This is a genomic window from Streptomyces sp. NPDC091287, assembly GCF_044768525.1.
Classification (GTDB): domain Bacteria; phylum Actinomycetota; class Actinomycetes; order Streptomycetales; family Streptomycetaceae; genus Streptomyces.
In genome coordinates this window covers 1-13914 of sequence record NZ_JBIVUV010000034.1, presented here as the reverse complement: position 1 = coordinate 13914, position 13914 = coordinate 1, and the positions used below count along the sequence as shown (strand labels likewise).

The 13914-nt window shown below is 72.1% G+C and carries 11 protein-coding genes; 5 read left to right on the top strand and 6 right to left on the bottom strand.

Going from position 1 to position 13914, the window contains the following annotated elements; genetic code table 11:
• Positions 1 to 9: 9 nt before the first annotated feature.
• Together ccrA and ACIQRW_RS37005 are read right to left on the bottom strand one after the other, a co-directional pair.
• Positions 10 to 1347: a crotonyl-CoA carboxylase/reductase gene (ccrA, locus tag ACIQRW_RS37010; RefSeq protein WP_403769410.1), complete on the bottom strand. Its 1338-nt coding sequence runs from the start codon at positions 1345 to 1347 to the stop codon at positions 10 to 12.
• A 353-nt stretch (positions 1348 to 1700) separates the two neighbouring features.
• A complete protein-coding gene (locus ACIQRW_RS37005) occupies positions 1701 to 2498 on the bottom strand; it encodes a GNAT family N-acetyltransferase (protein ID WP_403769407.1) in 798 nt (265 codons plus the stop codon).
• A 156-nt stretch (positions 2499 to 2654) separates the two neighbouring features.
• Between ACIQRW_RS37005 and ACIQRW_RS37000 the strand changes: the two genes are divergently transcribed.
• Positions 2655 to 3449, top strand: coding sequence for a restriction endonuclease (locus ACIQRW_RS37000; protein WP_403769404.1), 795 nt, complete (start codon positions 2655 to 2657; stop codon positions 3447 to 3449).
• Here ACIQRW_RS37000 and ACIQRW_RS36995 read toward each other — a convergent pair.
• Positions 3436 to 4254, bottom strand: a complete 819-nt coding sequence (locus ACIQRW_RS36995) for a TetR family transcriptional regulator (protein ID WP_371626909.1) — start codon at positions 4252 to 4254, stop codon at positions 3436 to 3438. The two genes, ACIQRW_RS37000 and ACIQRW_RS36995, sit on opposite strands and share 14 nt — an antisense overlap.
• Before the next feature lie 91 nt (positions 4255 to 4345).
• Positions 4346 to 6127: a 3-hydroxyacyl-CoA dehydrogenase family protein gene (locus ACIQRW_RS36990; RefSeq protein WP_403769401.1), complete on the bottom strand. Its 1782-nt coding sequence runs from the start codon at positions 6125 to 6127 to the stop codon at positions 4346 to 4348.
• 358 nt (positions 6128 to 6485) lie between these two features.
• On the opposite strand from ACIQRW_RS36990, the gene ACIQRW_RS36985 reads away from it, so the two are divergent.
• On the top strand, positions 6486 to 7058 hold the full coding sequence (locus ACIQRW_RS36985; RefSeq protein ID WP_403769398.1) for an adenylosuccinate lyase: 573 nt from the start codon (positions 6486 to 6488) through the stop codon (positions 7056 to 7058).
• Positions 7059 to 7233: 175 nt separating this feature from the next.
• Here the strand turns inward: ACIQRW_RS36985 and ACIQRW_RS36980 are convergent, their stop codons facing one another.
• Positions 7234 to 8820: an alpha/beta hydrolase gene (locus tag ACIQRW_RS36980; RefSeq protein WP_403769395.1), complete on the bottom strand. Its 1587-nt coding sequence runs from the start codon at positions 8818 to 8820 to the stop codon at positions 7234 to 7236.
• A gap of 154 nt (positions 8821 to 8974) precedes the next feature.
• Positions 8975 to 10012: an Rv2578c family radical SAM protein gene (locus ACIQRW_RS36975; RefSeq protein ID WP_403769484.1), complete on the bottom strand. Its 1038-nt coding sequence runs from the start codon at positions 10010 to 10012 to the stop codon at positions 8975 to 8977.
• Positions 10013 to 10165: 153 nt separating this feature from the next.
• Between ACIQRW_RS36975 and ACIQRW_RS36970 the strand changes: the two genes are divergently transcribed.
• The 3 genes from ACIQRW_RS36970 to ACIQRW_RS36960 all read left to right on the top strand — a co-directional run bounded on the left by ACIQRW_RS36970 (position 10166) and on the right by ACIQRW_RS36960 (position 13805).
• Positions 10166 to 10558, top strand: coding sequence for a VOC family protein (locus tag ACIQRW_RS36970; protein ID WP_403769392.1), 393 nt, complete (start codon positions 10166 to 10168; stop codon positions 10556 to 10558).
• Positions 10559 to 10645: 87 nt separating this feature from the next.
• Positions 10646 to 11089: an SRPBCC family protein gene (locus ACIQRW_RS36965; protein ID WP_265598252.1), complete on the top strand. Its 444-nt coding sequence runs from the start codon at positions 10646 to 10648 to the stop codon at positions 11087 to 11089.
• A 247-nt stretch (positions 11090 to 11336) separates the two neighbouring features.
• Entirely contained in the window at positions 11337 to 13805 is a 2469-nt protein-coding gene (locus tag ACIQRW_RS36960; RefSeq protein ID WP_403769389.1) for an MFS transporter, read from the top strand.
• The last annotated feature ends 109 nt before the right edge of the window (positions 13806 to 13914 follow it).

The window sequence follows — 13914 nt, the reverse complement described above, 5'->3', positions numbered from 1 at the left end:
CGGAGAACCTCAGACGTTGCGGAAGCGGTTGATGGCGTCGATGTGCTGCTCGCGCATTTCCTGGTCGCGCACGCCCAGGCCCTCACGGGGGGCCAGGGCGAGGACGCCGACCTTGCCCTGGTGGGCGTTGCGGTGGACGTCGTGGGCGGCCTGGCCGGTCTCTTCCAGGGTGTACGTCTTGGAGAGCGTCGGGTGGATCTTGCCCTTGGCGATCAGGCGGTTGGCCTCCCACGCCTCGCGGTAGTTGGCGAAGTGGGAGCCGATGATCCGCTTGAGCGACATCCACAGGTAGCGGTTGTCGTACTCGTGCATGTAGCCGGAGGTGGAGGCGCAGGTGGTGATGGTGCCGCCCTTGCGGGTGACGTAGACCGAGGCGCCGAAGGTCTCGCGGCCGGGGTGCTCGAAGACGATGTCGATGTCCTCGCCGCCGGTGTACTCCCGGATGCGCTTGCCGAAGCGCTTCCACTCCTTGGGGTCCTGTGTGTGCTCGTCCTTCCAGAACTTGTAGCCGTCCGCGTTGCGGTCGATGACCGCCTCGGCGCCCATGGCGCGGCAGATGTCGGCCTTCTCCGGGCTGGAGACGACACAGATCGGGTTGGCGCCGCCGGCCAGTGCGAACTGGGTGGCGTACGAGCCGAGTCCGCCGCTGGCGCCCCAGATCAGCACGTTGTCGCCCTGCTTCATGCCCGCGCCGTTGCGCGAGACGAGCTGGCGGTACGCGGTGGAGTTGACCAGGCCGGGGGCGGCGGCTTCCTCCCAGCTGAGGTGCTGGGGCTTGGGCATCAGCTGGTTGGACTTGACGAGGGCGATCTCGGCGAGGCCGCCGAAGTTCGTCTCGAAGCCCCAGATCCGCTGCTCGGGGTCGAGCATCGTGTCGTTGTGGCCGTCGGAGGACTCCAGCTCGACGGAGAGGCAGTGGGCGACGACCTCGTCGCCCGGGTTCCAGGCGTTGACGCCGGGGCCGGTGCGGAGGACGACGCCCGCGAGGTCGGAGCCGATGACGTGGTACGGCAGGTCGTGACGCTTGGTGAGCTCGCTGAGCCGCCCGTACCGCTCCAGGAAGCCGAAGGTGGACACCGGCTCGAAGATGGAGGTCCAGACGGAGTTGTAGTTCACCGAGCTGGCCATCACGGCGACGAGAGCCTCGCCGGGGCCGAGTTCGGGGACCGGGACCTCGTCCAGGTGGAGCGACTTGCGGGGGTCCTTGTCGCGGGATTCGAGCCCCGCGAACATTTCCGCCTCGTCCTTGTGCACGGTGATCGCACGGTAGGACTCGGGGAGGGACAGGGCCGCGAAGTCCGCGGCGGTGCTGTCCTCGGATTGGATCGCGTCCAGGATTTCCTTCACGGTGTTGCCTCCGGTGATGCGGCGTCGAGGGAACGCTTGAGGGGCCCTGCTGGCAGGGAGGGGCGGTTTGGAGGTGTTGCCGTCGGTTCGGCGAGTAGATCTTCGGCTTTGCTCGGTGGAGCAGCGGGGTGCCTGTGACGCAGGCGTCCGGGCGCGCAGCACGGTGGTTGCGGGGACAGCCGGCGTACGTGTGAGGTCTCAGCACGCCGGCCGCCCGGACACCTTCAACGTATGGCACTCCGTGACACCTGACAAGGCACCCAGTGCCAACAATTTCTCTCACTTGTCATCCCGTGGGCACGCATGAGCAACACGATGGGTGTTACGGGACGCTCTGTCCTGCTGGCAGGCGGTTATCCGGCCGGGCGGTACACATACGGCGTCGTCGTGCCGAGCGCCGTGAAGCCGAGCCGGACCAGGATCGGGGCCGACATGTCCGTCGCGTCGACCTGGAGGTAGCGGTAGTCGCGCTCGGCGGCCACGGCGGCCCGACGGGCGACCAGGGCCCGGTACAGGCCCCTGCCGCGCCACTCGGCGACCGTTCCGCCGCCCCAGAGCCCGGCAAAACCCGTGCCCGGGTACAGCTCCATGCGGGCCGAGCTGACCGGCTCCCCGCCGGCCATCGCCACCACGGCCACGAAGTCGTCCGGAGCCCGTTCCAGCCGCGTCAGCACCTGGTGGCGCAGCCGGCCCGCGTCCGTGCCGAACGCCCGCTCGTGGGCCAGGGCCATCAGCTCGGCCCCGGCGGCGTCGGTCACCGGGCGCAGGGTGACGCCCTCGGGCAGCCCCGCCCCGGGCAGGTCGGTCAGCGCCTCGACGGGGGCGACCAGCAGGGTTTCCGGCGGGTCCGGTACGAATCCGGCCGCCCGCAGCCGGTCGCCCAGGTCGGCCGGCCGGTCATGGGAGTAGAGCTTCCACTCGAACTCCCCGTGGCCGAGCGCGGTGTAGTGCCCGATCTGGGCCCTGATCGCCGCGTCGGCCCCCGCGGCGTCCAGCTCCGGGTCCGACCAGACGATCCCGTTCCAGTCGTCGGGGCCGCCGACCTGGCGCACCACGGGCCCGGCGCGCTCGACGCGTACGCCGGGCCCGTCCGGGCGGGCGCGCTCGCGCATCGTGCGGTCGTACAGGTCGCGTACTTCGTCGGTTCGCATCCGCGCACCTCAGCACGGCGACGACCGGCGGACCAGTGGATTTCGGCCGCCTCCCGCGAGGAACGACTCGGGACCGACGCGTCGGAAGCCCGGATCGGGGCAGGTGGTCCAGGCAAGTGATCTTGAACTGGCCGCAGAAGCAGGGGTGGGGCACCGATGGCGATACCGATCCGCAGACGGACCGTCCGGGAGCGGCGCACTCCCTTCGACCTCCGGCGCACCACGTTCGGGTTCGCGCTGATCGCGCTGGTCGTCGCGGGCGGCGGGATGGGGCTGCGGGCCGCCTGGCGCGGCACCGGGCTCCCTCCGGCCGCCGCCGTGCTCCTGGTCCTTCTGGGGTTCGTCGTGGCCGTGGTGGTACTGCGCCGCCGACGACGGGCCCGGCGGGTCGCCGAGACCGTGACGGAAGCGGCGTACGGGATCGTCGACGCGGGCCTCGCGGAGCTGGACGCCGCCGAGGCGGCCCGCGCGGAGGCCCGGGAGCGGGCCCTCCCGGAGCTCCAGGAGCCCGCCCACCCCGTCGACTACGCCCAACTGGACCCGTACGCCTTCGAGGAGGCCGTGGCCGAACTCTGCCGACGCGATGGCTGCGCGGACGCCGAAGTGGTGGGCGGCGCGGGCGACCTCGGCGCCGACGTCCTGGCCACCACCCCGGACGGCCGCCGCCTGGTCGTGCAGTGCAAGCGCTACGGTCCGGACAACCGGGCCGGCTCCCAGGACCTCCAGCGCTTCGGCGGCACCTGTTACGCGGTCCACGAGGCGGATGTCGCGCTCGTCGTCTCCACCGGCGGCTTCACCGAGCCCGCGCTCGACTACGCGGAGCAGTGCGCCATCCTCTGCTACGGCCCCGAAGAGCTGGCCGCCTGGAGCGAGGGCGCCGCGCCGCCGCCCTGGGAGGCGGCGGTCGCGGTCGACGCCGGGGAGCCCGCCGCCGGACTCAGCGGACCTTGAGCGCCTGCTGGATCGTCCGCATGACCTCGTCGAGGGGGGCGTCGGTGCGCGCCACCGCGACGAGCACCTCGCCGTCCGCGGCCACCGTCGCGGCCGGGGCGCGCTCGGGCTCGGCCCCGGCGGTCCGGCCCGCTCCGATGCCCGTGCCGAAGGTGTCGCGCACGATGGCGAAGGCGCGGTCGAGCTGGGCCTCCACATCACCCTGCCCGCCCGCCCGCAGCCAGCGGCGCAGCACATGGTTGTGCGCGGTGACCACGGCGGACGCGGCGACCTCCGCGAGCAGCGGGTCGTCGTTGCCCACATGGTGGTCGCGCTCGTCGAAGTGGCCCAGGAGATAGCGGGTGAACAGCCGCTCGTAGCGGGCCACGGACGCGATCTCGGCCTCCCTGAGGGTCGGCACCTCACGGGTCAGTTTGTAGCGGGCCACGGAGACGGCGGGCTTGGCCGCGTACATCTTCATGACCTCTTTGATGCCCCGGCAGACGGTGTCGAGCGGGTGCTCGTGCGCGGGGGCGGCGTTGAGGACGGCCTCGGCCCTGACGAGGGTGTCGTCGTGGTCCGGGAAGATGGCCTCTTCCTTGGAGCGGAAGTGGCGGAAAAAGGTCCGCCGGGCGACGCCCGCGGCACCCGCGATCTCGTCGACGGTGGTCGCCTCGTAGCCCTTCGTGGCGAAGAGCTCCATCGCGGCGGCGGCCAGTTCACGGCGCATCTTGAGCCGTTGGGCGGCGGCGCGCGTCCCCGCGGTGGTGGTCTCCGGGGCGTCGGTCGCGGCGGTGGCACGGGGTGACTTGGCGGGCTGGGACATGGCATGAACGTAACGCATCGGTGCAGGAGAGCGCGCCTGCGGGGGCGGACCACCGGAGGGTCCCAGCAGCCCGCCCCACCCGGCTCCCGGGTCAGCGACGGGCATATTCGCGGAAGCCGCGCCCCGTCTTGCGGCCGAGGCACCCCGCGGCGACCAGGTGCTCCAGCAAAGGCGCGGGGGCCAGGCCCGGGTCGCGGAACTCCTTGTGCAGCACCTTCTCGATGGCCAGCGAGACGTCCAGGCCGACCACGTCGAGCAGTTCGAACGGGCCCATCGGGTAACCGCCGCCCAGCTTCATCGCCGCGTCGATGTCGTCCAGCGAGGCGTAGTGCTCCTCGACCATCTTGATCGCGTTGTTGAGGTACGGGAACAGCAGCGCGTTCACGATGAACCCGGCCCGGTCCCCGCAGTCCACCGGGTGCTTGCGGATCTTCGCGCACACCGCGCGGACCGTGGCGTGCACGTCGTCGGCGGTCAGGACGGTGCGGACCACCTCGACCAGCTTCATCGCGGGCGCCGGGTTGAAGAAGTGCATCCCGATCACGTCCTCGGGGCGCGCGGTCGCCCGGGCGATGGCGACCACCGGCAGCGAGGAGGTGGTGGTGGCGAGCACCGCGCCCGGCCGGCAGACCTTGTCCAGCGCGGCGAACAGCTGCCGCTTGATCTCCAGGTCCTCGGCGACGGCCTCGACGGCGAGGTCGACCTCGGCGAACGCGTCCAGCGAACCGGCCGCCGTGATCCGTGCCAGCGTCTCGTCCCGGGCCTCGGCGGTGAGCCGCCCCTTGGCCACCGAACGCTCCAGCGACTTCGCGATCCGGCCCCTGGCGACGTCGGCCTTCTCCTGGGACCTGGCGGCCAGCACCACGTCGTATCCGGCCTTCGCGAAGACCTCCGCGATCCCGGAGGCCATCGTCCCGGAGCCCGCGACGCCGACGGACGCCACATCGCGCCCGGCTCCGGAGACGGCGTCCGCCGCCGGGGTCAGCGCGTCGGGCACCACGGCCTGGCCGCCCGGGGCGTCGTACGTGTAGAAGCCGCGCCCGGCCTTGCGGCCGGTCAGACCGGCGCTGCTGAGCTGGCCGAGGACGGGGGCCGGGGCGTGCAGCCGGTCGTGGGACTCGGCGTACATGGCCTCCAGGACGGTGCGTGCGGTGTCGATGCCGATCAGGTCCAGCAGGGCGAGGGGACCCATCGGCAGCCCGCAGCCCAGCTTCATCGCGGCGTCGATGTCCTCGCGGGAGGCGTAGTTCGCCTCGTACATCGCGGCGGCCTGGTTGAGGTAGCCGAAGAGCAGCCCGTCCGCGACGAACCCGGGCCGGTCGCCGACCGCGACGGGCTCCTTGCCCAGCTCCCGGGCCAGCGCGGTGACGGCCTCGACGGCCGGCGGCGCGGTCAGCACCGAGGAGACCACCTCGACCAGTTTCATCGCGGGCGCCGGGTTGAAGAAGTGCAGGCCGAGGACGCGCTCGGGGTGCTGGGACTCGGCGGCCAGCCGGGTCACCGACAGGGCGTTGGTGCCGGTGGCGAGGATCGCGGTGGGGGAGACGATCGCGTCGAGCTCCCGGAACACCTGCTGCTTGATCTCGTACGTCTCGGGCACCACCTCGATGACCAGCTCGGCATCGGCGGCGGTGCGCAGATCGTCGGACGTACGGAACCGGGTCAGCGCGGCGGTCCGCTCCTGCTCGGTGATGCGGCCACGGCCCACGGCCCGCGCGGTGGACGCTTCGAGGGCGGCGACGGCCCCCAGGGCGGCCGCCTCGCTGATGTCGATGCCGATGACCTCGCGGCCCGCCAGGGCCAGGACCTCGGCGATGCCGGTGCCCATGGTGCCGAGGCCGACGACGGCGATGGTGGAGAGAGAGGTGTCCATCAGGGGACTCCAGGGTGAGTGACGACTGTGGGAGCACGGAACGCGCGGCGATGGGGGAGCGGCGCGGGGCGTACGGAAGCTGCGTGTCGTGGAGCACGGGGCCGGCGCGCGGGAAGCGCGCCCGGCCGTGGGGGTGACGGACCCTGTCCCGGGGTCACGTCGCACGGAAAAGCCGAACCGACAAGCACTCCGGATGGCTGCGTCACCAGGCCACCGGAGCCTGCGGGGAGTGTGTCCCGCTCAGATGAGAGTAACTGGCGAGTAACGAGCGCGCCACCCCTGGGTCCTTGTGCCCTGGACCACATGAACTCCTCGATGCCGCCCCGTACGGAACGTGTCCGTCGATACGCTGAGCGTCATGGATGAGGAGTTCCGTTCACTCATGGACCGGCTGGAACCCGAGGCGGCCGGGTCACCGCAGTACGCCCTGCTCGTCGGCGCCGAGGACCCCGAGGAGCTGGCCCGGGTCCTCGTGGAGCCGCACCGCCCCCTGTGGGCCCGCGAGATCGCCGCCTTCCGGCTCGGCTGCGCGGGCGACCGGCGCGCCTTCGAGGCGCTGGTGCTCCTGCTCAACCACCGCGACCCCGAACGCTGCGTCTCCGCCGCCCACGCCCTGGCCCGGCTGGACGACCCCCGCACCCCGAGGGCGGCCGCCGCCCTCGCGACCAACAGCCTGCGCACCGCCTACGCCCTGCACCCGGTGCGCCTGCTGACCGACCTGCGGGCACCCGAGTCGGTCCCCGCCCTGGTCGCCACCCTCCAGCGCCTGCTGGCCCCCGGTGAACCGCACTGGCGCGTCGCCCTCGCCTGCGTCGAAGGGCTCGGCCGCCTCGCCGACGAACAGGCCCGCCCGGTTCTCACGGCGGCCCTGCCGCACCCGCGCCTCGGCACGGCCGCCGCGGAGGCGCTCGGGCGGTTGCCGGGGGAGTGAGCGGGCGGACGGGCCCCGTTGTGCGGCGAGAGGCCCCTGCTCCCGGCGTACGCCCCGCTGCCTGGCGGGCGCCGCCACTCCCCGGCGTAGGCAGCCACTCCGCGGCGTACACCCCTGCTCTCCGCCGGACCGCCCGCGCGCCTGCTGTCGTCGGCCGCGCGGGCGTCCGTGCCGCTCAGCGGCGGAAGCCGAGCAGGCCGTGCAGTCGGCTGCCCTCGCTGTTGTCCACCGACTGGGCCGCCGCCTTCTCGGCCGGCAGCGGCTTCGGGTCCGGGAGTGCGGCGCAGACCGCGTCCGCCTCGCCCCGGCCGCGCGGGACCGTCCCGTCGGTGAGGTAGGCCGCCAGGTGCTCGTCCAGGCAGTCGTTGCCGCTCAGCGTGATGCCGTGATTGCCGCCGCCCTCCTCCACCACGAGGCTGGAGCCCTTGAGCTTGCGGTGCATGCTGACCGCGCCGCCGTACGGGGTCGCCGCGTCGTCCGTGGCCTGGAGGATGAGCGCCGGGGGCAGCTGACGGTTGTTCACCGGAACCGGCTCCAGCGGCGCCACCGGCCAGCTCGCGCACGGCGCGTTGTACCAGGTGTTGTTCCAGGTCATGAACGGCGCCTTCTTGTGGATCCGGCGGCTGTCGTTGCGCCAGGTGCTCCAGTGCTCGGGCCAGCCGGCGTCGCGGCACTGGACGGCCGTGTAGACCGAGTAGCCGTTGTCGCCGCCCGCGTCGACCGCGCCGAAGTCCTCGTACACCTCGACCAGCGCCTCGGCGTCCCGGTTCTTCGCGTACGCGGCGAACGCCTCGGCGAGGTAGGGCCAGTAGCCGTTGTAGTACCCACCGGGGAGGAAGGTGTCCTCCAGTTCGCTCGCGCCGACCGTGCCGCCCGCCGGCTTCCGCGCCACGTCCGCCCGCATCCGGTACCAGGCGGCCTCGACCTCGGCCGGGTCGCTGCCCAGGCCGTACGCGGCGTCGTTCTTCGCGACCCAGGCGGCGAACGCCTTGTGGCGGTCGTCGAACGCGTGGTTCTGGCCGAGGTTGCCCTCGTACCAGACGTCGTCCGGGTCGACGACCGAGTCCAGGACCAGGCGGCGCACGCGCTCCGGGTACAGCTTGGCGTAGACCGCGCCGAGGTAGGTGCCGTAGGAGTAGCCGAAGTAGTTGATCTGCCGGGAGCCGAGCGCCCGACGGATCACGTCGAGGTCCTGGGCGGCGCTGACCGTGTCCATGTACGGCAGCACATCGCCGTGCTTCTCCCCGCAGGCCCGGGCGAACGATTCCGCCCGGTCGCGGTTGATCCGCTCCGAACGGGCGGAGGCCGGCACCGTGTCGGGGCGCACCGGATCGAAGTGCCCCGGCAGGCAGTTCAGCGCCGGGGTGCTCCTGCCGACCCCGCGCGGGTCAAAACCGATCACGTCGTACTGCGCCGCGACCTTCTTCGGCAGCGAGGACGCCACGAACCCGGCCATCGACAGGCCGCTGCCACCGGGGCCGCCCGGGTTGACCAGCAGCGGGCCCTGGAAGGTCTTCGCGGTGTGCGGGACGCGGGACAGGGCGAGCGTGATCTGACGGCCCGACGGGCGGCGGTGGTCCAGCGGGGCTTTGACCTTCGCGCACTGGAGCGTCGGATAGCTGTCGGTCGGACAGTTCGTCCACTTCGGTTTCGGGGCGGGCGGCGTGCTCGCCGCGGTGGCGGCGGCCGGCGCGGGCGCGGCGGTCAGCAGACCGGCGACGGTCGCGCCGACGGCGACCAGAATTCCTGCACGTTTCGTCATGGGGCCTCCCGGGGTGACGGGACGCGGCGCCGGATCACCGGTCCCCGCCGCATGCTCCCCGAATACCCCTGCGGAAGGACCTGTTCCGCGCGGAGTCGCCCGTACGGTCACGCCATCGGCCCTGCGGGCGACTCCCCGGGCTCCGCCACGGGCCTCACAGCAGGGTCAGCTGGGTGGGGCCCGGCTCCGGTGCGTCGGTCGGCGCGGGAGCCGGGCCGATCCGCCGGGCCTCGCCCCGGTGCGCCGGGCCGATCCCGAACTCGTCCGCCAACTCGTGCACCTGGCGCGTGATCCGGCGCTGGTACCAGGTGGGGGCGTACGCCCCGTCCGCGTACATCCGCTCGTAGCGCTCCACCAGCCGCGGATGGTGCTGACCCAGCCAGTGCAGGTACCACTCGCGCGCGCCCGGGCGCAGATGCAGCACCAGAGGGGTCACCGAGGCCGCCCCCGCGTCAGCGATGGCGGCGACCGTGGCGCGCAGCTGCTCCGGGCGGTCGCCGAGGAAGGGGATGACCGGGGCCATCAGGACCGAGCAGCCGATCCCCGCGTCGGTGAGCGCGCGCACCACGTCCAGCCGGCGTTCGGGGGAGGGGGTGCCCGGCTCGACGGTCCGCCACAGCTCGGAGTCGGTGAAACCGACGGAGACCGAGACGCCGATCTCGGCGACCTCCGCGGCCTGCCGCAGCAGCTCCAGGTCCCGCAGGATCAGCGTGCCCTTGGTGAGGATGGAGAAGGGGTTCGCCCGGTCGCGCAAGGCGGTGATGATGCCCGGCATGAGTCGGTATCGTCCCTCCGCCCGCTGGTAGCAGTCGACGTTCGTGCCCATGGCGACGTGCTCGCCCCGCCAGTGCCGGGAGGCCAGCTCCCGCTGGAGCAGCTCGGCGGCGTTGACCTTGACGACGATCTGTGAGTCGAAGCCGATGCCCGTGTCCAGGTCCAGATAGCTGTGGGTCTTGCGGGCGAAGCAGTACACACAGGCGTGCGTGCAGCCCCGGTATGGGTTCACCGTCCATTCGAACGGCATCCGCGAGGCGCCGGGCACCCGGTTCAGGATCGAACGGGCCCGGATCTCGTGGAAGGTGATGCCCCGGAATTCGGGGGTGTCGAACGTGCGCGTGGTCACCGCGTCCGCGGCGAAGAGCGCGCTGTTCCCGGCCGTCGAGTTCTTCTCGACCAGATTGTCCCAGCGCATGGACGCCTCCTCGGTAGCACTCACCGCAGAATAGAACACTTGTTCCCTTGATCGTGCGAGGTCGGCCCGTGGCACCCCACGACCAGGGCCGCTCGCCTAGCGTGTGACCCCTGGCCAGACGCGATGTATCCGACCGACCTGGAGGTCCCGACCATGTCCAGCAAGTTCACCGAGCTCGCGATCGACTGCGCGGATCCCGTCGGCCTCGCCCGGTTCTGGTGCTCGGTCCTCGACTACGAGGTGCGGGACGAGGACGCGGAGGAAGGCGTCGTCACCATCGGCCCGCCCACGGCGCGTGGGGGAGCGGACCGCCCCGGTCCCGTACCGCCGGTGCTGACCTTCGCGCGGGTGCCCGAGGGCAAGAGCGCCAAGAACCGGCTCCACATCGACGTCAGTCCCAGCGACCGGGAACAGGGCGACGAGGTCCGCCGGCTGATCGGCCTGGGCGCCCGCCGCGCCGACGTCGGCCAGGGTGACGCGAGCTGGATCGTGCTCACCGACCCGGAGGGCAATGAGTTCTGCCTCCTCGGGGACCGCCGCCCCTGAACCCGGACGGCCCCGATTTTGAGCGGCTGTGCCCGAGGTGGTTGGCTCAGCTCACCCACCGAACAACCGACTGCTGGAGGAACAGCCATGGCGCAGGTCGAGGCCACGACGGAGCGGATCATCGCGGCGGACGCAGAGGCGGTGTTCGACGCGCTGGCTGACTACAAGGACGTCCGCGGCAAGGTGCTGACCGCGCACTTCAGCGAGTACGAGGTCCGGGAGGGCGGCGACGGCGAGGGCAGTCTCGTGCACTGGAAGCTCCAGGCGACCAGCAAGCGCGTCCGCGACTGCCTGCTGGAGGTCAGCGAGCCGACCGACGGGCAGCTCGTCGAGAAGGACCGTAACTCCTCCATGGTCACCACCTGGACCGTCACCCCGGCCGGTGAGGGAAAGTCCAAGGCCGTCGTGACCACGGTCTGGGACGGCGCGGGCGGCATCGGCGGGTTCTTCGAGCGGACCTTCGCACCCAAGGGCCTCGGCCGGATCTACGACGAGCTGCTCCAGAACCTCGCCACCGAGGTCGAGAAGTAGGACCGACCGGCCAGGGGGCGTTCCGACTCCCCCTCCCCGCACCGGAGGCCGGACAGGTCCGGCCTCCGCGGGACGATCGGCCTCACCGGAACGGGTGGTTTTCCGGGGCGGCCGGTTGTGCGCCGTAGCACCTCCCACCGGCGCATAAGCCCTCCGTGCGCGCCGCGTACGCCCCTCGTCACGTTTGCCCTGCCTTGCCGCGCGATGCGAGAAATGGGCGGCGCAGGTGCGACGAGGGGAGCGTTACGTGGTGGGTGGTATCACGCTGGTGAAGGACGAGCCGGACGGCCCGGGACCGGACGGCCCGACGCCGCAGGACGGCACGGCGGCCACGGTCGAACTCCCCGCCGCACCGCCCCCGCCACCCCCTCCGGCGGGACCCGGCCCGGACGCGGCGGAGATCAGCCCCCGCAAGGTCCGCATGGTCTTCCTCGGCCTGATGCTCACCCTGCTGCTCGCGGCGCTCGACCAGATGATCGTCGCCACCGCCCTGCCGAAGATCGTCGGTGAGCTGCACGGCCTGGAGAAGATGTCCTGGGCGGTCACCGCCTACCTCCTCGCCTCCACCATCGTTCTGCCGCTCTACGGCAAGCTCGGCGACCTCTTCGGCCGCAAGGGCGTCTTCCAGTTCGCCATCGTGGTCTTCATCATCGGCTCCGCCCTCGCGGGCTGGTCGCGCACCATGGACGAGCTGATCGCCTTCCGCGCCCTCCAGGGCATCGGCGGCGGCGGCCTCATGATCGGCGTCCAGGCGATCATCGCGGACATCGTCCCGGCCCGGGAGCGCGGCCGCTACATGGGCCTCATCGGCGCGGTCTTCGGCCTCGCCTCGGTCGCCGGCCCGCTGCTGGGCGGGTTCTTCACCGACCACGTCTCCTGGCGCTGGTGCTTCTACATCAACGTCCCCTTCGGCCTGGTCACCCTGGCCGTCATCGCCGTCGTCCTCAAACTGCCCAAACCCGCCGTCCGGCCCCGGCTCGACGTCCTGGGAGCGGTGCTGCTGGCCGTCGCCTCCACCTGTCTGGTGCTGGTCACCAGCTGGGGAGGCACCGAGTACGCCTGGGGCTCGCGCACCATCCTGGGGCTCGCGGCCGGCGCGGTCGTCACGACGGTGCTCTTCGTCGTCGCCGAGCACCGGGCCGCAGAACCGATCATTCCGCTGCGGCTGTTCCGCGACTCCGTCTTCAACGTCACCGGTCTGGTCGGCGCGGTCGTCGGCATCGCGCTCTTCGGGGCGGCCAGCTACCTCCCGACCTACCTCCAGATGGTCGACGGGGCCAGCGCCACCGAGTCCGGGCTGCTGATGCTCCCGATGATGATGGGCATCGTCGGCGGCTCCATCGTCTCCGGCCAGCTCATCACCCGCACCGGCCGCTACCGGATCTACCCGATCATCGGCAGCGCCGTCTCGGTGGTCGGCATGTGGCTGCTGTCCCTGCTGGAGGCGGACACCTCCCCCCTGGCGTACAGCTTCTACCAGGCCGTCCTCGGCACCGGCATCGGACTGGTCATGTCCGTCCTCGTGCTCGCCGTGCAGAACTCCGTACGTCCCTCGGACCTCGGCACCGCGACCAGTGCCAACAACTACTTCCGGCAGATCGGCGGCAGCGTCGGCGCGGCGATCTTCGGCACGCTGTTCGCCGGGCGGCTCTCCGACGCGCTCGGGGTGCGCCTGCCCGCCGGTGCGGAGCTGCCCGATCCCGAGTCGATCACCCCGCAGATCGTCCACGCGATGGAGCCCGCGCTGCGCGACGCCTACATCCAGGCGTACGTCGACGCGATGCCGCGCATCTTCCTCTACCTCGTGCCGGTGCTCGTGCTCGGCCTGATCCTCGCCTTCTTCCTCAAGGAGAAACCGCTGGTGTCCCACCACAGCCCCGAAGCCGCCGCCGAGGCCATGACCTCCCCGATTCCCGCCGCCCGCGCCGACTCCGGCCGGCCCGCCTCCGGCTACCTCTCCGGCGTCCCGGTCCACGGGAGCGTCCAGCACCCCGACGGCACCACCGTCCCCCGCGCCGCCCTCACCCTCATCGACGTCCAGGGGCGGCAGATCGGGCGCGGGGCGAGCGGCGAGGACGGGCGGTACGCGCTGAGCGTCCCCGGCGCCGGCTCCTACGTCCTGATCGCCGCCGCGGGCGGACACCAGCCGCAGGCCGTCAGCGTCACCGTGGGCGAGCGTCCCGTCGAGCTGGACGTGGTGCTCGGCGGTGCCGGACGCCTTGCCGGATCCGTCCTCACCCCCGACGGGGCCCCCGTACGCGACGCCGCCGTCACCCTGACCGACGTACGCGGCGAGGTCGTCGCCTCCACCCGTACCGGTCACGAGGGCGGCTATGTCATCGGCGAACTGGTCGCCGGCGAGTACACCCTCGCCGCCAGCGCCCCCGCCTTCCGCCCAGCCGCCCTCCCGGTCAGCGTGCAGGCCGCCCGGGAGACCCGGCAGGACATCGAGCTGGCGGGCGGGGCCGTCCTGCGCGGCGTCGTCCGGGCCACCGGCGGGCGCCCCGTCGAGGACGCCCGGGTCACCCTGCTCGACGCGGCGGGCAACGTGGTGGACACCCTCACCACCGGACCCGACGGATCGTTCCGGTTCGTCGACCTGTCGTCCGGCGAGTACACCGTGATCGCCGCCGGATACCCGCCGGTCGCCACCGTCCTCCAGGTCGCGGGCGGCGGCCGCACCGAACGCGATCTCCAGCTCGGCCACGAGGACTGAGACGTACGCGACTAACTGATGGTTTCAGAATGAGGTCGCGAGGCGTATGGGGCGCCGCCGGATGAGGCGAGAGCCTGCCCGGTCTGCCCCGTGCAGTTCTGTCTCGCGG

Coding starts and splice junctions, on each gene's coding strand:
- ACIQRW_RS36985 (WP_403769398.1), top strand. CDS start 6,486: ATGGATGAGGAGTTCCGTTCACTCATGGACCGGCTGGAACCCGAGGCG.
- ACIQRW_RS37005 (WP_403769407.1), bottom strand. CDS start 2,498: ATGCGAACCGACGAAGTACGCGACCTGTACGACCGCACGATGCGCGAG.
- ACIQRW_RS36975 (WP_403769484.1), bottom strand. CDS start 10,012: ATGCGCTGGGACAATCTGGTCGAGAAGAACTCGACGGCCGGGAACAGC.
- ACIQRW_RS37000 (WP_403769404.1), top strand. CDS start 2,655: ATGGCGATACCGATCCGCAGACGGACCGTCCGGGAGCGGCGCACTCCC.
- ACIQRW_RS36965 (WP_265598252.1), top strand. CDS start 10,646: ATGGCGCAGGTCGAGGCCACGACGGAGCGGATCATCGCGGCGGACGCA.
- ACIQRW_RS36990 (WP_403769401.1), bottom strand. CDS start 6,127: ATGGACACCTCTCTCTCCACCATCGCCGTCGTCGGCCTCGGCACCATG.
- ACIQRW_RS36995 (WP_371626909.1), bottom strand. CDS start 4,254: ATGTCCCAGCCCGCCAAGTCACCCCGTGCCACCGCCGCGACCGACGCC.
- ACIQRW_RS36980 (WP_403769395.1), bottom strand. CDS start 8,820: ATGACGAAACGTGCAGGAATTCTGGTCGCCGTCGGCGCGACCGTCGCC.
- ACIQRW_RS36970 (WP_403769392.1), top strand. CDS start 10,166: ATGTCCAGCAAGTTCACCGAGCTCGCGATCGACTGCGCGGATCCCGTC.